Genomic DNA, 19,348 nt, shown 5'->3' with positions numbered 1-19,348 from the left:
CAGCGTTATCCTGGAAATGCGCCGGAAGCGTGGGTGTCCGATGACATGCGACCATCGCGACCCGCGCGGCTCCGGCGGTTTGGCGTCGGGCGCCGGCCGGCTACGGCCCACCGTCGTCGAGCGGCTAGTGCCAGCGGTGGTCCTGAATCGTCATGCGCGGACCGTGGCGCGGTGCCCGGAAGCCGCTCGCGTAGACGAGCCGCACGATCCGCTGCCGCTGCCCGGCCCAGGGTTCGAGCAGCTCGGCGAGCGCGTCGTCGTCGATCGGTTCGCCGACGAGGGCCCAGCCGATCTGGGCGGCGAGGTGGTAGTCGCCGAAGCTCACCGCATCCGGGTCGCCATGCGAGCGCTGCGCCGTCTCGGCCGCCGTCCACACGCCGACTCCCGTCACCGTGCGCAGCAGGCGCTGCACCTCGGCTCCGCCACGCTCGTGCACGAGGGTGCGTTCGAGGCCGGCGGCCACCGTCGCGGCGGCGATCACGGTGCGCGACCGCCGCGGGTCGACGCCGGCGCGATGCCACTCCCATGATGGGATGCGGCGCCACTGCTCCGGCGTCAGCGGCACCCTCAGCTGCGGCGGCACCGGGCCCGGTGGCCGCTCGCCGTGCGCGGTGACGAGCACCCGCCAGGCGCGGAACGCCTCAGTGGAGGTGACCTTCTGCTCGAAGATGGCGGGGGCGAGCGAGTCGAGCACACGACCGGTTCTGGTAAGCCGGAGGCCGGGGTTGCGGTGCAGTGCGGTGGCGAGGAGCTCGTGGCCGGATGCGTCGAGCGAGCTCCAGTCGTCGCCGTGGCCGAGCAGCTCGGGCACCGTCTCGAGCGCGGCGGATGCGCCACTCCCCCACGCGCGCACCCGCACCCCGTCGCGGGTGCCCGAGACGTGCAGACTCGCCGTGCCCGTCGGGGTGCGCAACGCGATCCAGAGGGCGGTGCCGGTGTCGTCGAAGCGCACACAGGGGTCGCCGGGGCCCCGGCGCAGCGGGGCCAGCGTGGCACGGAAGTCGACGGGGACCCTGGGCGCGTAGATCAACTCGAGATGTCGGTCACCCGCGTGCGGCGGTCGGGCGGATGCCGGCACGTCTCGCTGTGTCGCCAATCGCGCAGCGCCGGCCACGGCGGCCGACACCCCCAGCGCACGCGCACCCGGGTCGTCCTCGTGCGTCCCCGGGGGCTGCTCGCGCGTGATCGTCATGTCGCACAGCAGACTACGTCAGGCCGCGGACATCACCGCATCCGCCATCCGCGCGCCGCCCGGCCGGCCGCTGCCCCGCCGCGCCGTGGGTCAGCCCTGCCGCGCGTCGGCCGCGTCGAGCAACCACCGCGCGCCGGGAGCCGCACCGGGCACGCCGTGGGTGAGCCGCGCCGCGCATCGGCCGCGTCAGCCGCGCCGAGCAAGCACCGCGGACCGCACCGCCGGGAAGCCGTAGCCGCCGCGCCGAGCGTCAGCCGCGCCGAGCGTCGGCCGCGTCGAGCTGGTCGAGCAGCCAGCGCGGGCCGCGCACCTCGGCGCCGAGAGCCGACACGCGCCGGCTGAGCTCTCGGTCGGCCGTCACGACCACCGTCAGGCGCAACGGTTCGGCTTCCGCCTTCCCATCGGACGCACGCGCAGTCGGCTCCCGCTCCGCAGGCCCCGCCCCCCGCACCCGCTCCACCTCGGCCACGATCTCGTCGTCTCCCGACGCGGACGCATGCACGATCCGCACCGCTGCCGCGCCGACGCGATCGGCGGCCGCCTGCGCCGCTTCCGCCGTCTTCTGGTCGCTAACCCGCGTTCCACCGGCGCCGGCACCGACCGCGGACCCGGCACCGGGCTCTGCCCCCGCCCGCGCCGCGCCCTCCAGCACCACCGACACCGCCGGCCACACCCGCCCCGGACCCAGGCCGAAGTCGCCCGCGTCGACGCCGTGGTCGGCGAGCGCCTCCACGCGCCCGATCAGCCGCGCGGCCGCCCCGGCGCGATCCTTCCACCAGCCGTCGGGCCGCGACCCCACCACGTTCGCCGCGTCGACCACCACCCGGATGTGCTCCCCCAACCGTTCCCGCAACCGCGGCCAAGAGGCGCCGAAGCCGGGGTGCAGCGGCAGCGCCGAGACCTCTTCGACCGGCACCCACCGCAGCTCGAGGCTCTCGGCGTCGCCGATTCGGGGATCGAACGGGCGCGCCGCCCGCGCGACCACGGTCTCGTACGACCAGAAGCCGAGATCGAGCACCGAGGTGAAGGCGATGGCAAGCGCATCCGCCGGCACTCCGGCCTCTTCACCGGCCTCGCGGATGGCCCCAGCCACCGCCGACTCCCCCTCGTGCCGAGCGCCGCCGGGCAACCCCCAGGTGCCGCCGAAGTGACTCCACTCGGCCCGATGCTGCAGCAGGATGCCCGCGGCCGGGTCGTGCACGAGCAGCCCCGCTGCACCGTAACGGCCCCAGAACCGGCGCCCGTCGGGCCCCTCCACCCAGGCGTCGCCGCTGTCGCGCGGCGTGAGGCGGGGCGGCAGTTCGGACATGCTCCCAGCTTCTCACGGCCTGCCGCCCACCCCGAACGGCCATGATGGAGGCATGCACGCCGCACCGGGAACGCCCTACCTCCCGCCCCTGGCCCATCCGCGACGGCAGCTCGGCTCCCGGCAGTTCGACTTCGACCGGCAGATCGCGGTGATGGCGATCGTCAACCGCACCCCCGACTCCTTCTACGACCAGGGCGCGACCTTCGCCCTCGATCGCGCCGTCGACGCGGCCCTCGCCGCGGCCGAGGCCGGGGCCGACTGGGTCGACATCGGCGGCGCGAAGTTCGCACCCGGGCCCGAGATCCCCGCGCAGGAGGAGCTCGATCGGGTGCTGCCGGTGGTGGCGGCGTTGGCGGCGCGGAGCGACGTGGTGATCTCGGTCGACACCTTCCGGGCATCCGTCGCTGAGGCCTGCATCGCCGCGGGCGCGCATGTCGTGAACGACACCACCGGGCTCAGCGACCCCGACCTCGCGGGGGTGGTGGCGGCATCCGGAGCCTCGCTCGTCATCACGCACAGCCTTGCTGCGCCCCGAACGCCGTACCCCCACCCGCAGTACGACGACGTCGCGGCGGAGGTGCGGGCTTTCCTCGAGGACCGCGTCGAGCGCGCCGTGGCAGCGGGGGTGCGCCCCGACCGGTTGTTCGTCGACCCCGGGCACGACCTCAACAAGAACACGGTGCAGAGCCTGGAGCTGACGCGTCGGATGGCCGAGATCGCCGAGATCGGCATCCCCACGCTCGCCGCCGTGTCGAACAAGGACTTCGTGGGCGAGAGCATCGGCGCCGAGAAGCGCGACCGCCTCGAGGGGTCTCTCGTGGCGGCGACCGCGAGCGTGCTGTTCGGGGCGCGGATCGTGCGCATGCACGACGTGCGCGCCTCGGTGGCGGCGATGCGGATGCTCGAGGCCGTGCTCGGGTTCCGGCAACCGGTGTGGGCGGTGCACAACGTATGAAGCGGGTGGCATGACCGAGATCGTCGAACTCTTCCCCGAGCCGGGTGGGCCCCTCGACCGGGCGGCGCTGCTTGCGCGCTACGCGCCCGGCGACCGCAGCGAACCGCGGGTGCGGGTGAACTTCATCCAGAGCGTCGACGGGTCGGCCACCCTCGAGGGTCGTTCCGGCGGGCTCGGGCAACCGGCCGACAAGATCGTCTTCGACCTGCTGCGCGCGGTGGCCGACGTGGTGCTGGTGGGCGCCGGCACGGCGCGCGCCGAAGGGTACGGCGCGCTGACGGTGGGGCCGGACGACGTGGCCTGGCGGCAGGCAGCGGGCCTCGCCCCGCATCCGGCGATGGCGCTCGTGAGTGCGCGCCTCGATCTCGATCCGGCGGGCGACCTCTTCACGAAGGCGCCCACCCCGCCGCTCGTGTTCACCGCGCGGTCGGCACCGACGGATGCGCGGGACCGCCTCGCCCGCGTCGCCACCCTCATCGAGGCGAGCGGCCCCGACGACGCCCGGGTCGACGCGGCGCGGGTGCGCGACGAGCTCACGGCGCGCGGATTGCTTCAGGTGCTCTGCGAGGGCGGCCCCACCTTCTTCGGCGACCTCATCGCGAGCGACCTCGTCGACGAGCTGTGCCTCACCCTCAGCCCGGTGCTCGAAGGCGGGGCGGGGCCGCGCATCGCGCGCTCCCCGCGGGCGGACGGCGTCGTGGTGCCCCGCGACCTCGACCTCGCGCTGCTGCTGCGGAGCGGCAGCATGCTCCTCTCCCGCTGGTCGCGCGCCTGACCGGCGCTGCGGTCGTGCCGGTGGCGCCGGGCGCAGCCGCGCTGCGGCCGGGCGGCTGCGCCGGCGCGAGGCCCGCATCCAGGGGTAAGCGGCGCATCCGCCCGTATTCAGGTTCTGCGGGCCTGAACTCGGGCGGATCGCCTGAATAGCGGCGACGCACGCTCGGCTGGGCGGAGGCGGCGGGCGCAGCGGCGAGGGCACGGGAATGGGCGGCCCGGCGAACACGCGGCCGGCGGGTGCGCCGACGGGTGCAGCGGCGAGGGCGGGTGCGCGGGCGGCCCGGCGAACGCCCGGCCGGCCGGTGCGCCGACGGGTGCACCGGCGAGGGCGGGTGCGCGGGCGGCCTGGCGGACGGGCGGCCGGCCGGTGCGCGGCACGCCCGGGGCGCGCAGCGGCGGAGGCGGAGTTGGGCCGTAGCCTCGGCTCATGACGAGCTCAGCGGGCGACCCCGGCGCCGCCGTGGGCACGGCGCGCGCGGCGCGCACGGGATGGTCGCGGCACAGCGCGCGGAGCGTCACGGCTTTCACGGTCGCCGATCTGCTCGCGACGCTGCTCTTCGCGTTCGAGGGGGCGAGGCTCGCGGGCGAAGCCGGGCTCGACCTGTTCGGCATCGCGGTGGTGGGCTGCGCGTCGTCGCTCGTGGGCGGCATCCTGCGCGATCTGCTGCTCGGCGACACGCCGCCGTTCGCCTTCCGGTCGCCCTCGCGCATCCTGGTCGCCCTCATCGGGTCGCTCGCGGCGATCGCGGTCGTGGCGAGCGACGTGCCGGCACCCGACGATCTCTTCGCCGTGCTCGACGCCCTCGGCCTCGCCCTGTTCGCCATCACCGGCGCCGAGAAAGCACTCGATCACGGCTCCAACGGCTGGGTCGTCGTCATCCTCGGCACGCTCACGGCGGTCGGCGGCGGCGTGACCCGCGACCTGCTGCTCGGCGGTATCCCCTCGGTGCTCACCTCGAGCGTCTACGCGTCCGCGGCCGCCGCCGGCGCCCTCGCCGTGCTCGTCGCCGCGCGCCTGCGGCTCAGCCCGCCCGCCGCCATGACGATCGGATTCGCCGTGTGCGCGACCCTCCGCATCTTCGCCATCGCGTTCGACTGGCAGCTCCCGCACCTCACCGTCGCCTGAGGCGCATCGAATCTCCAGAAGTCGTCGGAATCACCTGCCGCATTCCGTCAAGAACTGGAGACTCGATGCGGCGGCGCCGGCGCGCGGCCGCCCGCTACAGCTGGTCGACGGCGGTCACGCGCAGCACGGCGACGCCGGCCTCGTTCGACGCGGCGAGGTCGATGGTCGCCGAGATGCCCCAGTCGTGGTCGCCGGCCGGGTCGTCGAAGATCTGCCGCGCTTCCCACACGTCGCGCCCTTCGGTGAGGATGAGCAGGGCCGCGCTGCGCGCGTGCGGCCCGATGCCCACCGAGTCGTGCACGTCGTAGTAGTGATCCATCGCCGTGGCCCAGCGGTCGGCGTCGAAGCCGGCCGCAGCGTCCAGTTCGCCGAGCTCGGCCCACGCCTCACGGGCCGCGAGCGTGACCCGCCGGAACAGTTCGTTGCGCACCAGGATGCGGAACGCCCGCGGGTTCGAGGTGAGCAACCGCGGCGCCGGCGGCACGATCGCCTCCTCGCTGTCTTCACGGGCCGCGGCGGCGGCCACCGCCGACGGGTTGACCAGCGCCTCCCACTCGTCGAGCACGCTCGAGTCGGTCTGCCGCACGAGCTCGCCGAGCCACTCGATGAGGTCGAGCAGGTCGTCGTTCTTGTACTCGTCGGGAACGGTGGTGCGGAGGGTGCGGTACGCATCCGAGAGGTAGCGCAGCACCAGTCCCTCGGAGCGGGCGAGCCGGTAGAACGCGATGTACTCGCCGAACGACATCGCCCGCTCGTACATGTCGCGGATGACCGACTTCGGCGAGATGTCGAAGTCGCCGATCCAGGGCTGCGAGGCCCGGTAGGTGTCGAACGCCTCGCCCAACAGGCCCGCGAGGGGCTTCGGGTAGGTGACCTCCTCGAGCAGGTCCATCCGCTGGTCGTAGTCGAGCCCCTCGGCCTTCATCGCCGCGACCGCCTCGCCGCGCGCCACGAACTGCTGCGCCGAGAGCACCGGACGCGGGTCGTCGAGGATCGCCTCGGTCACCGACACGACGTCGAGCGCGAAGGTGGGCGACTCCTCGTCGAGGAGGTCGTAGACCGCGAGCGCGAAGGGCGAGAGCGGCTGGTTGAGCGCGAAATTCGGCTGCAGGTCGACGGTGAGGCGGATGAGGGTCTGGCCGGTCGTCGCATCCGTCACCTCCTCCACCACCCCCGCGGTGCGGAGGGTGCGGTAGATGGCGAGCGCCTGGCGGATGAGGTCGCGCTGGCGGGGCCGGGGCTCGTGGTTGTCCTCGAGCAGGTCGCGCATGGCCTGGAACACGTCACCGCCGCGCGCGATGGTGTTGAGCACCATGGCGTGGGTGACGGTGAGGTGCGAGGTGAGCCGCTCGGGCTGCGCGGCGATCAGCTTCTCGAAGCTCGGTTCACCCCACGAGACGAAGCCCTCGGGCGCCTTCTTGCGGATGAACTTGCGGCGCTTCTTCGGGTCGTCGCCGAGCTTCGCGAGCGCCTTGAGGTTCTCGGTCTCGTGCTCGGGCGCCTGCACCACCACGGTTCCGGCGGTGTCGAAGCCGGCCCGGCCGGCTCGCCCCGCGATCTGGTGGAACTCGCGCGCCGTGAGCTGGCGCATCCGGGTGCCGTCGAATTTCGTGAGCGCCGACAGCAGCACGGTGCGGATCGGCACGTTGATGCCCACGCCGAGCGTATCGGTGCCGCAGATGACGCGGAGGAGGCCGCGCTGCGCGAGCCGCTCCACCAGCCGCCGGTACTTCGGCAGCATGCCCGCATGGTGCACCCCGATGCCGAGCCGGAGCAGCCGCGACAGCGTCTTGCCGAAGGCGGTCGTGAAGCGGAACGGCCCGATCAGCTCGGCGATCTCGTCGCGCATCGCGCGCGTGGCGACCTGGATGCTCGACAGCGCCTGCGCGCGCTCGATCGCCGCCAGCTGGGCGAAGTGCACGATGTAGATCGGTGCGCGCTGGGTGGCGAGGAGCTCCTCGACCGTCTCCTGGATGGGCGTGGTGGCGTAGCTGTAGGTCAGCGGCACCGGGCGGTCGACGCCCGAGATGACGGTGGTCTCGCGGCCGGTGCGACGAGAGAGGTCTTCGGCCAGCCAGTCCACCTCGCCGAGGGTGGCGGACATCAGCACGAACTGCACGCCGGGGAGCGTCAGGATGGGGACCTGCCAGGCCCAGCCGCGATCGGGGTCGGCGTAGAAGTGGAACTCGTCCATCACGACCTGGCCCACCTCGGTGCCCTCGCCGTGCCGCAACGCGAGGTTCGCGAGGATCTCGGCGGTCGCGCAGATGATCGGCGCATCCGCGTTCACGCTCGAGTCGCCGGTGACCATGCCCACGTTCTCGGCGCCGAAGATCTCGACCAGGTCGAAGAACTTCTCGGACACCAGGGCCTTGATGGGGGCGGTGTAGTAGCTGCGGATGCCCTGAGCCAACGCCACGGCGTGCGCCGCGACCGCCACGAGCGACTTGCCGGTGCCGGTCGGCGTGGAGAGGATGACGTTCTCGCCCGAGACGATCGCGACGACGGACTCGTCCTGCGCCGGGTAGAGCGGGGTGCCGCGGTCGGCGGCCCAGCTCGCGAAGGCGTCGTACGCGCCATCCGCGTCGTAGGGCACCGGAATGGCGGGGCGGGACGAGGCGGTGGGCGGCACCCGTCCAGCCTAGGTGCTGCCCACTCCCCTCCTCGCGACCCGCCGATTTTGGCCCTTCCCGCGCGGGAATAGGGCCAGAATCGACGGGTCGCGAGGAGTGCGGAGGCGCGTGTGGCAGGCTGTGCGCATGGTCGTGGAAGGTTCGGTTCGGGTCGACAGCTGGCTCTGGGCGGTGCGCGTGTACAAGACGCGCTCGCTCGCCACGACTGCCTGCCGCGCCGGGCACGTGCGCCTCAACGGCGAGCGGGTGAAGGCGGCGCAGAACGTGCGGGTGGGCGACGAAGTGCGGGCGCGGATCAGCGGCTTCGACCGCATCCTCGTCGTGCGTGCCCTCGCCTCGAAACGCGGTTCGGCCGCGGTGGCCGCGGAGTGCTTCACCGACCTCACGCCGCCTCCGCCACCCCGCGAATCCGTCGCCTTCGTGCCGGTGCGCGACCGCGGCGCGGGGCGGCCCACCAAACGCGATCGGCGGGAGATCGAGCGGCTGCGCGGTGTCAGGGACGACTACTAACCTTGTTCCTGACGATCCGCGACGAGCTGCGGCCGCCATCCCTTCCCCCGCGAGGCCAGTAGGAGCATCATGTCTGACGCCACCACGACCGAATACACCCTCACCGGGCGCGACCGCACCGCGCTGAAGTTCGTGGGCGCCTCGCTGCAGATCGGCAGCCCCGAGTTCCGGCAGCGCTACGAGGCGATCGTCGACGAGCTGTACCGTCACCACTTCATCGACCCCACGGCGCGGCCGGCCTACGAACCGCCGGTCGTCGTGCCGGTCGAAGAGGTGGAGACGGATGACCCGCTGGAGATCATCCGCGAGCAGCTCGGCCTCGTGTTCGACGACCGCCGGGCCCGTGACACGGCGCGCACCGAGGCCGAGACCCAGCTCGCCGCCACCCAGGCGCAGCTCGCCGAGATGACGGCGCGGTACGACGACACGCAGGCCCGACTGGATGCGACGGCGGCCTCGCTCGCCGCCCGGGAGAGCGAGCTGGCGGCGCTGCAGCAGCGGCTGGCCGACGACACGACCGCGCTGCAGCAGCAACTCGCCGACGAGAGCGACCGGCACGCCGCCCAGCTCGCCGACGAGACGGGCCGCCTGCAAGCCGAGCTCGCGGCTACCACCACACGGCTCACCGAGGAGCAGCAGACCTCGACCGCCGGCTACGAGGCGCAGATCGCCGGGCTGCTCGCCGCCCACGCCACCCAGCTCGAGGAGCTCCACGCGGCACACACCGCGCAGGTCACGCAGCTCACCGGCTCGCACGAGGAGCAGGTCGCGCAGCTGACCGCGGCGCACACCGCACAGCTCGACGAGCTGCAGCGCTCGCACGAGACCGAGAGCGCCGAGTTGCGCGCCGGGCATGCCTCGGAGGCCGAGCAGCTGCGGCTGCACGACGAGCAGCTGCGGGCCGCGCACGCGGCCGAGCTCGCCGAGCTCACGGCACAGCACACGGCCGAGACGGAACGACTGCGGGCGGAAGCGTCAGCTGCAGCGGCGGCCCTGGAGGCCGAGCACGCCGCCGAGACCGAGCGGCTGCGCGCGGAGGCCGCCGTGGCCGCCGAACAGTCGCGGGTGGAGCAGGAAGGGCTCGCCGCAGAGCTCGAGCGCACGCGCGCCGAGGCGGCCGCCGAGGCCGAGCGGATGCGGGCGGACGCCGATTCGGCAGCGGCCGCCGTGCTCGCACAGCACGCCAGCGAGACCGAGAACACGCGGCTCGAGGCGGCGAACGCCGCCGACCTGCTGCACACGGATCACGCCGCCGAGATCGAGCGGATGCGGGTGGAGGCCGAGGAGCGGGCGGAGAGCCTGCAGGCCGAACTCGAGGCGGCGCGCGCCGAGCTCGACGAGCTGCGGGCCGCGCACGCCGCAGAGGCCGGCGAGCTCCGCGCCGCGAGCGAGGCGGAGGCCGAGCGGCTGCGCACCGAGCACGCCGCCACCCTCGCGGGTCTCGCCGCCGAGGGCGAAGGCACCGAAGCCCAGGCCGCCCAGACCGCGGCCGAACTCGCGGATGCCCGCACCCGCGTCTCCGCCCTCGAGGCCGAGATCGCCGCACTCGAGGCAGCGGCCGCCGAGCGCGACGGCGCCGGGTCGCAGACCGCCGCAGAGCTCGACGACGCCCGAGCCCGGGTCGCCGCGCTCGAGGCCGAGATCGCCGACCGCGAAGCGGCCGAGGAGGAGGCCGCGCAGACGGCGGCGGAGCTCGACGAAGCCCGCGCCCGCATCACCGCACTGGAGAACGAGCTCGCCACGGCCCGAGACGAGAGCGACGCCGCCCGCGCCGCCGTGTTCGCCGACGCGACGCCCACGGAGGCCGACGCCGAGGCGCTGCAGGAGGCGCGCATCCGGGTGGCCGAACTGGAGCAGGAGCTCAGCGAGGCTCGGGCTGCCGCCGACACCGCTGCGGAAGCCGCCGCCGCTGCCAACTCGGCGGCCGACGCGGCCCGTGCCGATGCCGAGCGCGCGGCCGGGTCCGTGGCCGCGGCGACGACACCCGCCGCCGAGCCCGCCGAGCTCGCGGAGGCCCGCGCGAAGGTGGCCGAGCTCGAGAACGAGTTGCGCGACGCCCGCACCGAGATCGGCATCCTCGCCGACGAGCGCGATCGCGCGCTGTCCGACTCCGCCATCTCGCTCGAAGACCGGGAGCGCCTGAGCGACGCGCTCACCGAGCTGCAGGCCAGCCGCAACCTCTCGGTCACGACGATCGAGGCCGAACTCCGAAGCACGAAGGCCCTCGTCGACGAGATCGAGGAGATCGCGACCGGTCAGCTCTGCGCCGAGGACGAGACGAACGAGTACGCCATCGGCGCCAACGACTCCGCCGTGCTCGTGCTCAACGCGATCGCGGGCGAGGCCGACTGAGGGCGCGGGTCGTGAGCTGCACCCTTCCGGGGATGTGTACACTGTCCACACGGATGCACGCACGCCCGACGAGCGAGCACGCACCCAGCCACCTCGACCGGGCCACCGGCCCGGTCGTCCCTCCCCTCAGGAGGCTCGGATGAGCGACGACGCCGGGGCACCGACCCGCACCACCTACCGGCACGGCGACCTGCGCGGCGCACTGATCGCCGCCGGAGTCGAGATGGCGCGCGAGGGCGGCCCCCGGGCGGTCGTGCTCCGCGAGGCCACGCGCCGGGCCGGCGTCTCCCCCAACGCCGCCTACCGCCACTTCGCCGACCGCGCGGCGCTGCTGCACACCGTCTCGGACACCTGTCTCGGCTTCGCAGCCGATCGCATCCAGCAGGCGCTCGACGAGCATCCGCGCACGGGCGACACCGAAGCGGATGCCCGGATGCGGCTGCGCGCCGTCGGCCTCGGCTACATCGCGTTCGCGCGCGAGCAGCCGGGCCTGTTCCGCACCGCCTTCTCAGTGCCCGACGACCTCCGGCAGGCCGCGTCGCCGGCCAAGGCGGGCCGTAACGGTCAGACCCCGTTCCAGCTGGTGGGCGGGGCGCTCGACGAACTCGTGACCGTCGGCCTGATCCCGCCGGAGCGGCGCGAGAACGCCGAATTCCTCGCCTGGGCGGCGGTGCACGGCCTCGGGATGCTCGTGATCGACGGGCCCCTCCGCGGCCTCGACGACCGCATGATCGACTACAGCACGGAGCGCCTGCTCGACATGGTCGACCGCGGGCTGTAGTGCTGCCGGGCGGCCCGGGCTTCGCTCGGGCTGCCCGGGCGGCGCCGGTCCTTGCCCGGCGCCGCGCGACATGTTCGGGCGCGGTCGAGGGGCGCGGCCTTCGGTCGCACCCCTCGGCCACACCCTCACCCTGGGTCGTTTAGTACGGCCCGCAGCTTGCGAACGCGGGTGCCGCGTCGAGGCATTAGCCAGGTTGTGGGAGTCAGTGGCGGGAACAGGGGCGCCGATAAGCTAGGCGCATGAGCGACCATGCTGTCGATGGGAACCCGCCGGGGGCCGACGCGCGCATCGTTGCCGCTACGCTGCAGTTGCTCCGCGACCGCGGGCCGGCGGGGGTCAACGTCGAGGCGGTGGCCGCCGCATCCGGTGTGGCGAAGACCACCATCTACCGCCGGTACGAAGACCGCGAGGCGCTGCTCACCGCCGCGATCGACGCCGCAACCACCGAGGTCACCCTCCCCAGCGGCATGTCCACCTACGACACGCTGCACTGGCTGCTCGGCGCGGCACGCATCCGGGTGCAGGACATCGTGGGGCGCGGCACGGTGGCCGCCATCCTCGTCGACGACGACGGGCCGTTCACCGTTCAGTTGCGCGACATGATCCGGATGCGCAGCCACCAGCTGGTCGCGTTCCTCGACGAAGCGGTGGCGCGCGGCGACCTCCGCGCCGGTCTCGACGTGAAGCTCGTGGTGAGCGTGCTCCTGGGCTCGGCGGTGGGCCACGTCATCCGCGGCGGCGAACCCGACGAGGAGTGGGCCGACCGCCTGCTCACCCTGCTCTGGCCCGCCCTCACCCCGCCCGAGTGACCTCTTCGCGACCCGTCGATTTTGGCCCTAAAACCCGGCGGGAAGGGCCAAAATCGACGGGTCGCGAAGAGGAAAAGGGACTAGGGGGCGGCGGGGGACGCCGCGGGCGCGGCTGCGGCCCGCGGGGCGCGCGCCACGAGGTCCGCCACGTCCTCGGCCGAGACCTGCACGCCCAGCACCTTGCCGGGGTTGAAGAGGTGCGCCGGGTCGGCGGAGTCGAACAGGCCCTGCATGAGCGCGACGCCGCCGGCCGAGATGTCCTGCTCCATCCACGGCGAGTGCTCCACACCCACGCCGTGGTGGTGCGAGAGCGTGCCACCGGCATCCTGGAACGCCTGCTGGATGGAGTACTTCACCACCTCGTACTGCGCGATCGGGTCGTCCCCGTGCACGAACGCGAACGTGAAGTAGAGGCACGCACCCGAGTGGTAGGAGTGCGAGAGGTGGCACATGATCCAGCCGTGCACCCCGAGCGCGTCGTACGCCCGGTTCGCGGCCGCCACCGTCGTGTCGTACACCTCCTGCAGCTTCGACCACGGCGCCGCCGTCTCCGACACATCCGCCGCCGCGCCCCGGTCGAGCAGGAAGTCGCGGAGGTAGGGCGTGTCGAACTTCTTCTGGTCGTAGAGCGCGCCCGGGCCCTTGCCCACGCCGATGCCGCCGTGCTTCTTCACGATCGCGCCGACGAGCTTCTTCTCGTACGACACGTGCGAGGCCGAACCCTCGTAGCCGATGAACGACAGGCACATGTCCTCGAGGTTCCAGCCGCGACGCTTCAGCACCGACATCAGGATGCCCTGAGCCGCACCCGAGACGCCCTTCGACGCCTTGCGGGTGGCCAGCGAGAAACCGGACTCACGGGCATCCGACACCCGGGTGACCGACGGCGATGCGTCCGACTCCGAGATCTCGTGCATGGCGGCGAGCCCCGCCTTCCAGTTCGGGAAGAAATAGGCCTGCACCTCCCGCACCTCGGGCACGCGGTGCACCTGCACGGTGACCTCGGTGATGACGCCGAGGCGCCCCTCCGAACCGATGATCATCTCGCGCACGCTCGGCCCGGTCGAGGTCGACGGCAGGGGACGCAGCTCCACGATCGTGCCGGGGCGCACCATCCGGAGCCCGCGGGCGATGTCGGCGATGTCGCCGTACTTGTCGCTCTGCATGCCCGACGACCGGGTGGCGACCCAGCCGCCGAGGGTGGAGTGGGTGAAGCTGTCGGGGAAGTGTCCGAGCGTCCAGCCCTTCGCCCCGAGCTGCTCCTCGATGTCGGGGCCCTGGGCGCCGGCCTGGATGCGCGCCAGCCCCGAGCCCTCGTCGATCTCGAGCACACGGTTCAGCCGGCCGAGGTCGAGCGAGACGATGGTGCGCGTCTCGTCGGGCAACGGCTCGAGGCTGCCGGCGATGTTGCTGCCGCCACCGAACGGGATGATGACGGCGCCCTCGGCGACGGCGGCGTCGACGATCTGCTGCACGTCCCACTCGTCGGCCGGGTAGACCACGATGTCGGGCACGCGGGCGATCTCGTTGCGACGGATGCGCAACAGGTCGCGGATGGACTTGCCGTAGGTGTGCACCACGCGGGCGAGGTCGTCGGTGTGGGCGTTCTCCTCCCCCACGATCGCGACCAGCGTGGTCTCGAACGACGGCGAGAGCCGGGGCGGGGCGACGGTGAGCTGATCGAAGTCGAGCGGCGGCACGGGAGGCGTGCGCACGTCGAGCGCCACGGCCTTCTGCACGAACGGCACGAACTCGGGCTTGTCCTCGAAGTGGAAGCCGACGCCCTCGACGCCCCAGCCCCACCACTTCATGTGCTTCACGTCGGTCATGCTGCGCCTTTCTGGGTGGTGCGGGTGTCGGCGGCGGTCGGCAGCGCGGGGATGGCAGCGGTGCCGGCCCCGGTGGAGTGCAGTCGCCGCACCTCACGTTCGATGCGGGAGGAGAACTGATCGGCGGTCTCGCCGGGCAGCGCGAGCATGGGCTGGCCGAAGACGACGGCCACCGGCGGCCGCCCGGGGATGGGCCAGTTGCGCCCGCGCGGCATCGCGAGGCTCGCCCCGACGATGGCCACGGGCACGAGCGGCACGTCGCACGACATCGACAGCGCCGCGGCGCCGGGCTTGAACCCTGCCATCTCGCCGGTCTTCGAGCGGGTGCCCTCCGGGAACACCAAGAGCGGCACCCCACGGTTGAGCAACCGCTTCGAGACGCCGGGCTTCGCCGCGGTGCCGCTGCGGTCGATCGGGAACGCGTTGAAGAACAGCGCGGTGAGGATGCGCCGCCACCAGATGTCGAAGAAGTAGTCGGCCGCGGCTCCCGCCGCGAGGTACCGGCCGAGCCGGCGCGGCAGCGCGCACATGATGAGCGGCGCATCCAGGTGGCTGGAATGGTTCGCCACCGCGATGAACGCGCCCTGCACCCCCTTCACGGCGTCGTGCCCGCGCACGCTCACGCGCGTGATCGACCACACCACGGGCTTCAGCACCATGCGCTGGGCCACGAAGCGGAACCCCGCCATGACACCGGAGGTGAAGCGGTCTTTGGGGGCACGGATGAGGTGCGGATGCCTGTCCGTCATTGCGTCACCGTCGCTTCCGTCGGCTTGTTTCGGCTCGAAGAGATCTTGCCCGAGACCCAGCGGATGATGCGCCGGGGCAGGTGGCGGGTGAAGAAGAGAAGGAACTTGAACCGGCCCGACGGCACCGAGAGCACCTTGCCGCGCGCCACGTCGCGGAGGCACTCCTCGACGAGGTCGTCGGCGTCGAGCCAGAGAAAATCGGGGATCGAGCGAGTGCGGATACCCGCCCGCTCGTGGAACTCGGTGCGCACCCAGCCGGGCAGCACGGCGCTCACCTGCACGTTCGTCTTCTTCAACTCCACGGCCAGCGACTCGGTGTACGCCGTCGTCCAAGCCTTGACCGCCGAGTAGTTGCCGGTGGCGATGGTGCCCGCGACGCTCGAGACGTTGAGGATGGTGCCCTTGTGCCGCGCCGTCATCGCACGGCCGGCCGCGCCGCCGAGGATGAGCACGGCGAGGCACATCACGGTCAGCGCCCGCTCCTGCACGCTCACGTCGCGCTCGAGCAGAGACCCGTGGATGCCGAACCCGGCGTTGTTGACGAGGAAGTCGATGGGGTCGTCGGTGCTCTCCAGGCGCTCGGCGACCCGGTCGATGTCGGCGCGCACCGCGAGGTCGGCCGAGATGGTCTCGACGCGCGTCGCACCGTCGCGGCCGAGTTCGTCGGCCATCGCCTGGAGCCGGGATTCGTCGCGAGCGACCAGCACGAGGTCGTAGCCCCGCAGGGAGAGCGCTCGAGCGAATGCGGCACCGATCCCGGATGTGCCACCGGTCACCAGAGCCGTCGCCATCTGCTTAGGATACGCTACGGAGTGCGTAGCGACCGACGCGCGCCCGCGAAATCCACCTCGAGCACGCCGCCCACGCGGAGGGATTCCCTTGTCCGGAGAGCAGACGATGACCGTTGAAGAAGGAGCACCGCTTCGCTTCGACGTGCGCGAATTCGCGCGCACAGCCGTGGGCAGCCACCGGTCGGCCATCGACCTGGAGGCCTTCGCCGAGCATCCGCTCGCCCCGGACACCGTGCGGGTGCTGGCATATCTGCGCGAGCTCGAGCGCTCCACCATGACCTACCTCCGCAACGTGCTCGTCACCCCGACGCACAAAGACGCACGGGTCACCGCCTTCCTCACCACCTGGGCGTTCGAGAAGTTCTGGATCGCCGACGCGTTCGAGGTGATCGTGGAGGCCCACGGCTACGACTCCTCCCGCATCCAGGAGCTTCCGCGACTGCGCGCACTGGGGCTCGAACTCGCGGAGCGGGCGACGCCGATCGTGGAATCGTTCCGGGCCAACTCCATCGGCCCCGACGTGATCGGGTTGCACCTGGCGTCGGTCACGATCGACGAGTGGATCACCGAGGCCGCGTACCTCCGCCTCGCCGAGCTCGACCCGCATCCCGAGCTCGTGAAGCTGCTCGAGACGGTGCAGACGGTGAAGGCGCGCCACCGCCTGTTCGTCGAACCGGATGCGGTGCGCCGGCTCGGCGAGTCCAAGCGGGCTCGCTCGCTCTCCCGCCGGGCGCTGCCCCGCACCAGCTGGCCGATCGGCGCCGCGAGCCTGCAGCGCTCGGAGACGGCGTTCTTCTACCGCACCCTCGTCGACGAGGCGCTGGCCGCGGAGGTGGATGCGCACGTGCAGCGGGAGCTGCCGGGGCTCGAGGCGCTGACGGTCGTGAGCACCGCCCGCCGCCGCGCCCTCGCGAAGGGCGGCGCGGCGAACCGGGCGGCCCGACGGCTCGGCCGCGCGGCGTCGCTCGTGCGGCATCCGCGCGCCACCACCGCGACGGCCGCCGCACCCACATCCGCCGGCACCGCCGGCCCCACCGACACAGCCGGCCTGGCCGGCCCCACCGACACCGCCGGCGCAGCCGGCCAAGCCGACACCGAGCAGAAAGGCGGAGCGCCAGTATGACCGACGCCTCCCCCACCGAGCCCACGACCGCCACCACCGACACCACCCCCGCCGCTTCGGCCGACCCCTCGTTCTCGCTCGGCTCGTCGCACGTGCTGCTCACCGGGGCCACCGGATTCGTGGGGCAGGCCGTGCTCGAGCGGCTGCTGTCGTCGCATCCGGACACCCGCATCTCGCTGCTCATCCGCCCCAAGTCGAGCACCAGCGGCGAGTCGCGGCTCACCACCCTGCTCAAGAAGCCGGTTTTCCGCAGCTGGCGTGAGGCCGTGGGCGAGGCCGAGGTGGAGCGGGTGATCCGCGAGCGCATCACCGTCGTGCAGGGCGACCTCGCGAACCCGGGCGAGCTGCCTGGCGATCTCGACGTCGTCATCCACGGCGCGTCGACGGTGTCGTTCGATCCGCCGATCGACGAGGCGTTCCAGACCAACGTCGACGGCGCGACCGGTATCTACGGCGCGTTGCTCGCCTCCGGCAGCGACCCGCACGTCGTGCACGTCTCCACCGCGTATGTCGGCGGCATGCGCAAGGGCGTGCGCCTCGAGGCGCCGCTCGAGCACGAGATCGACTGGCGCGCCGAGAACGCGGCCGCGAAGTCGGCCCGGCGCCGGGTGGAGATGGCCTCCCGCCAGCCCGAGGTGCTGAAGTCGCTGCTCGCGGCGTCGCGCGCGAAGCTCGGCAAGGTCGGCCCGCAAGCCGTCGCCGCCGACGCCGAGGCCGCCCGTATCGAGTGGGTGACGAAGCGGCTCGTCGAGAGTGGCCGCATCCGGGCCGAATCGCTCGGCTGGACCGACGTCTACACCCTCACCAAGGCCTTCGCCGAGCGTGCCGCCGAGGAGCTCTGGGGCACCGCCGGGCACCGCCTGTCGATCGTGCGCCCGTCGATCATCGAGAGTGCGCTGCGGCATCCGTTCCCGGGCTGGCTCGACGGCTTCAAGGTGGCCGACCCGCTGATCATGGCCTACGGGCGCGGGCAGCTGCCCGAGTTCCCCGGCGTGCCCGACTCCATCCTCGACGTCATCCCGGTCGACTTCGTGGTGAACGCCATCCTCGCCGCCGCGGTCACCCCCGCGAAGGTCGACGAGCCGAACTACTACCAGGTGGTCTCGGGAGCGCGGAACCCGCTCCCCTTCCACTCGATGTACGAGAACGTGAAGGAGTTCTTCACCACGAACCCGATGCCGCACGACGACGGGCCCATCCAGGTGCCGTCGTGGCGGTTCCCGGGTGGCCGCTCGGTCGAGCGCACCCTGAAGCTGCAGGAGCGCCTGGCCTCCGCCGCCGACGACGTGGTCGGCCGGATGCCCTCCACCACCCGCACCCGGCGCTGGACGCAGGCTCTGCACCGCCGCCAGGCCGGCCTCGGGCAGCTGCGCTACTTCGCCGAGCTCTACCGCGCCTACGTGCAGACCGAGCTCATCTTCGACGACCGCAACACCCGCGCGCTGAACGCGACCCTGGCGGAGGCCGTCGCATCCGGCGCTGTTGCGGCCGACCGCACCTTCGACGTCGTCGACATCGACTGGCACGACTACTTCCAGAACGTGCACTTCCCCTCCATCACGGGGCTCACCAAGGCCTACGCGTCGCGGCCCGCCGGCCGCGCCCGCGCCAAGCGCGCTCTGCCGGTGCGCAGCGACGTGCTCGCCGTGTTCGACTTCGAGGGCACCGTCGTCGAGTCGAACCTGGTGGAGCAGTACCTCTGGGTGCGGCTCGGCCTCATCCCCAAGGCGCAGTGGCCGCAGGAGTTCGCCTCGCTCATGCTCTCGGTGCCGAAGTACCTCCGCGTCGACCACCGCGACCGCGGCGAGTTCATCCGCACCCTGGTGCGCCGGTACCGCGGCATCAAGGTCGCCGACCTCGAGCAGCTGGTGCGCGGCCGGTTCGGCGCGGCGATGCTGTCGCGGGCCATTCCGGATGCGCTCGACCGCGTCGCCCAGCACCGCGCCGCCGGGCACCGCACGGTGCTCGTGACCGGGGCGACCTCCTCGGCAGCAGCCCCCTTCGCGCAGTTCTTCGACGAGGTGGTGGCGGGCGAGATGCACGCCAACAAGGGTGTGCTCACCGGTTACCTCGCCACCCCGCCGCTCGTCGACGAGGCCCGGGCCGCGTGGCTCCGCGAATACGCGGCCGAGCACGGCGCGAACCTCACCCAGTCGTACGGCTACGGCGACAGCCTCGCGGACGTCGCGTGGCTGCAGCTGCTCGGCAACGCGACCGTCGTCAACCCCGACACCGATCTGTATCGGCACGCGCAACGAACAAAGTGGACGGTGGAGGACTGGACCAGACGTTCATCCGACAACCAGCTGACGCCCGGTACCCTGACACTGCTCCCTGACCCGCCGCGTACCGCCGCGACGGGTACCGCACCCGAGGAAGGAGACCGGTCGGCGAACGACGCGCGCTGACCGACGA

Annotated in this window: 15 protein-coding genes; 9 read left to right on the top strand and 6 right to left on the bottom strand. The window is 72.6% G+C overall.

Annotated features, from left to right (window positions below):
* Positions 1–124: 124 nt before the first annotated feature.
* Together AC3WLB_RS14335 and AC3WLB_RS14330 are read right to left on the bottom strand one after the other, a co-directional pair.
* A complete protein-coding gene (locus tag AC3WLB_RS14335; RefSeq protein ID WP_492507062.1) occupies positions 125–1,192 on the bottom strand; it encodes a DNA-3-methyladenine glycosylase family protein in 1,068 nt (355 codons plus the stop codon).
* Between the two features lie 250 nt (positions 1,193–1,442).
* Positions 1,443–2,501 carry an NUDIX hydrolase gene (locus AC3WLB_RS14330; protein WP_492507060.1) on the bottom strand — a complete coding sequence of 353 codons (1,059 nt, stop codon included), beginning with the start codon at positions 2,499–2,501 and terminating at the stop codon, positions 1,443–1,445.
* A gap of 52 nt (positions 2,502–2,553) precedes the next feature.
* Between AC3WLB_RS14330 and folP the strand changes: the two genes are divergently transcribed.
* The 3 genes from folP to AC3WLB_RS14315 all read left to right on the top strand — a co-directional run bounded on the left by folP (position 2,554) and on the right by AC3WLB_RS14315 (position 5,356).
* A complete protein-coding gene (gene folP, locus AC3WLB_RS14325; protein ID WP_492507058.1) occupies positions 2,554–3,456 on the top strand; it encodes a dihydropteroate synthase in 903 nt (300 codons plus the stop codon).
* Between the two features lie 10 nt (positions 3,457–3,466).
* Positions 3,467–4,231 (top strand): pyrimidine reductase family protein, encoded by a 765-nt coding sequence (locus AC3WLB_RS14320; protein WP_492507056.1) that lies wholly within the window; start codon positions 3,467–3,469, stop codon positions 4,229–4,231.
* Positions 4,232–4,657: 426 nt separating this feature from the next.
* Positions 4,658–5,356: a trimeric intracellular cation channel family protein gene (locus tag AC3WLB_RS14315; protein ID WP_492507054.1), complete on the top strand. Its 699-nt coding sequence runs from the start codon at positions 4,658–4,660 to the stop codon at positions 5,354–5,356.
* 94 nt (positions 5,357–5,450) lie between these two features.
* Here AC3WLB_RS14315 and AC3WLB_RS14310 read toward each other — a convergent pair whose 3' ends face one another.
* Entirely contained in the window at positions 5,451–7,988 is a 2,538-nt protein-coding gene (locus AC3WLB_RS14310; RefSeq protein WP_492507052.1) for a DEAD/DEAH box helicase, read from the bottom strand.
* A gap of 127 nt (positions 7,989–8,115) precedes the next feature.
* On the opposite strand from AC3WLB_RS14310, the gene AC3WLB_RS14305 reads away from it, so the two are divergent.
* The 4 genes from AC3WLB_RS14305 (at position 8,116) to AC3WLB_RS14290 (ending at position 12,441) form a co-directional block, all read left to right on the top strand.
* Complete coding sequence (locus AC3WLB_RS14305) at positions 8,116–8,499, top strand: RNA-binding S4 domain-containing protein (RefSeq protein ID WP_031283768.1); 384 nt, start codon at positions 8,116–8,118, stop codon at positions 8,497–8,499.
* 69 nt (positions 8,500–8,568) lie between these two features.
* Positions 8,569–10,851: a coiled-coil domain-containing protein gene (locus AC3WLB_RS14300; RefSeq protein WP_492507050.1), complete on the top strand. Its 2,283-nt coding sequence runs from the start codon at positions 8,569–8,571 to the stop codon at positions 10,849–10,851.
* A 139-nt stretch (positions 10,852–10,990) separates the two neighbouring features.
* Entirely contained in the window at positions 10,991–11,632 is a 642-nt protein-coding gene (locus tag AC3WLB_RS14295) for a TetR/AcrR family transcriptional regulator (RefSeq protein WP_492507048.1), read from the top strand.
* Between the two features lie 239 nt (positions 11,633–11,871).
* Positions 11,872–12,441: a TetR/AcrR family transcriptional regulator gene (locus AC3WLB_RS14290; protein WP_492507046.1), complete on the top strand. Its 570-nt coding sequence runs from the start codon at positions 11,872–11,874 to the stop codon at positions 12,439–12,441.
* An 80-nt stretch (positions 12,442–12,521) separates the two neighbouring features.
* Here the strand turns inward: AC3WLB_RS14290 and AC3WLB_RS14285 are convergent, their stop codons facing one another.
* Genes AC3WLB_RS14285 through AC3WLB_RS14275 form a run of 3 tightly spaced genes read right to left on the bottom strand, consistent with a single transcriptional unit; the run spans position 12,522 to position 15,810 of the window.
* Positions 12,522–14,270, bottom strand: coding sequence for an FAD-binding oxidoreductase (locus tag AC3WLB_RS14285; RefSeq protein ID WP_492507044.1), 1,749 nt, complete (start codon positions 14,268–14,270; stop codon positions 12,522–12,524).
* Positions 14,267–15,019 carry a lysophospholipid acyltransferase family protein gene (locus tag AC3WLB_RS14280; protein ID WP_083890454.1) on the bottom strand — a complete coding sequence of 251 codons (753 nt, stop codon included), beginning with the start codon at positions 15,017–15,019 and terminating at the stop codon, positions 14,267–14,269. Before AC3WLB_RS14280 ends, AC3WLB_RS14285 begins: the two co-directional genes overlap by 4 nt.
* Positions 15,016–15,810, bottom strand: coding sequence for an SDR family NAD(P)-dependent oxidoreductase (locus AC3WLB_RS14275; protein ID WP_492507041.1), 795 nt, complete (start codon positions 15,808–15,810; stop codon positions 15,016–15,018). The genes AC3WLB_RS14280 and AC3WLB_RS14275 overlap by 4 nt, the downstream gene beginning before the upstream one ends.
* A gap of 106 nt (positions 15,811–15,916) precedes the next feature.
* On the opposite strand from AC3WLB_RS14275, the gene AC3WLB_RS14270 reads away from it, so the two are divergent.
* On the top strand, positions 15,917–16,933 hold the full coding sequence (locus tag AC3WLB_RS14270) for a hypothetical protein (protein ID WP_492507039.1): 1,017 nt from the start codon (positions 15,917–15,919) through the stop codon (positions 16,931–16,933).
* Positions 16,930–19,341, top strand: a complete 2,412-nt coding sequence (locus tag AC3WLB_RS14265) for an HAD-IB family hydrolase (protein WP_492507037.1) — start codon at positions 16,930–16,932, stop codon at positions 19,339–19,341. The genes AC3WLB_RS14270 and AC3WLB_RS14265 overlap by 4 nt, the downstream gene beginning before the upstream one ends.
* Positions 19,342–19,348 lie beyond the last annotated feature (7 nt).

The sequence above is a fragment of the Herbiconiux sp. FW305-C-125 genome, from assembly GCF_058783455.1.
The sequence above is the reverse complement of the archived record's forward strand: the minus strand, read 5'-3'. Positions and strand labels throughout refer to the sequence as shown.

Excerpts from the sequence above, each read along its gene's own strand:
- AC3WLB_RS14335 (WP_492507062.1), bottom strand. The coding sequence starts at position 1,192 with ATGACGATCACGCGCGAGCAGCCCCCGGGGACGCACGAGGACGACCCG.
- AC3WLB_RS14330 (WP_492507060.1), bottom strand. The coding sequence starts at position 2,501 with ATGTCCGAACTGCCGCCCCGCCTCACGCCGCGCGACAGCGGCGACGCC.
- folP (WP_492507058.1), top strand. The coding sequence starts at position 2,554 with ATGCACGCCGCACCGGGAACGCCCTACCTCCCGCCCCTGGCCCATCCG.
- AC3WLB_RS14320 (WP_492507056.1), top strand. The coding sequence starts at position 3,467 with ATGACCGAGATCGTCGAACTCTTCCCCGAGCCGGGTGGGCCCCTCGAC.
- AC3WLB_RS14315 (WP_492507054.1), top strand. The coding sequence starts at position 4,658 with ATGACGAGCTCAGCGGGCGACCCCGGCGCCGCCGTGGGCACGGCGCGC.
- AC3WLB_RS14305 (WP_031283768.1), top strand. The coding sequence starts at position 8,116 with ATGGTCGTGGAAGGTTCGGTTCGGGTCGACAGCTGGCTCTGGGCGGTG.
- AC3WLB_RS14300 (WP_492507050.1), top strand. The coding sequence starts at position 8,569 with ATGTCTGACGCCACCACGACCGAATACACCCTCACCGGGCGCGACCGC.
- AC3WLB_RS14295 (WP_492507048.1), top strand. The coding sequence starts at position 10,991 with ATGAGCGACGACGCCGGGGCACCGACCCGCACCACCTACCGGCACGGC.
- AC3WLB_RS14290 (WP_492507046.1), top strand. The coding sequence starts at position 11,872 with ATGAGCGACCATGCTGTCGATGGGAACCCGCCGGGGGCCGACGCGCGC.
- AC3WLB_RS14285 (WP_492507044.1), bottom strand. The coding sequence starts at position 14,270 with ATGACCGACGTGAAGCACATGAAGTGGTGGGGCTGGGGCGTCGAGGGC.
- AC3WLB_RS14280 (WP_083890454.1), bottom strand. The coding sequence starts at position 15,019 with ATGACGGACAGGCATCCGCACCTCATCCGTGCCCCCAAAGACCGCTTC.
- AC3WLB_RS14275 (WP_492507041.1), bottom strand. The coding sequence starts at position 15,810 with ATGGCGACGGCTCTGGTGACCGGTGGCACATCCGGGATCGGTGCCGCA.
- AC3WLB_RS14270 (WP_492507039.1), top strand. The coding sequence starts at position 15,917 with ATGACCGTTGAAGAAGGAGCACCGCTTCGCTTCGACGTGCGCGAATTC.
- AC3WLB_RS14265 (WP_492507037.1), top strand. The coding sequence starts at position 16,930 with ATGACCGACGCCTCCCCCACCGAGCCCACGACCGCCACCACCGACACC.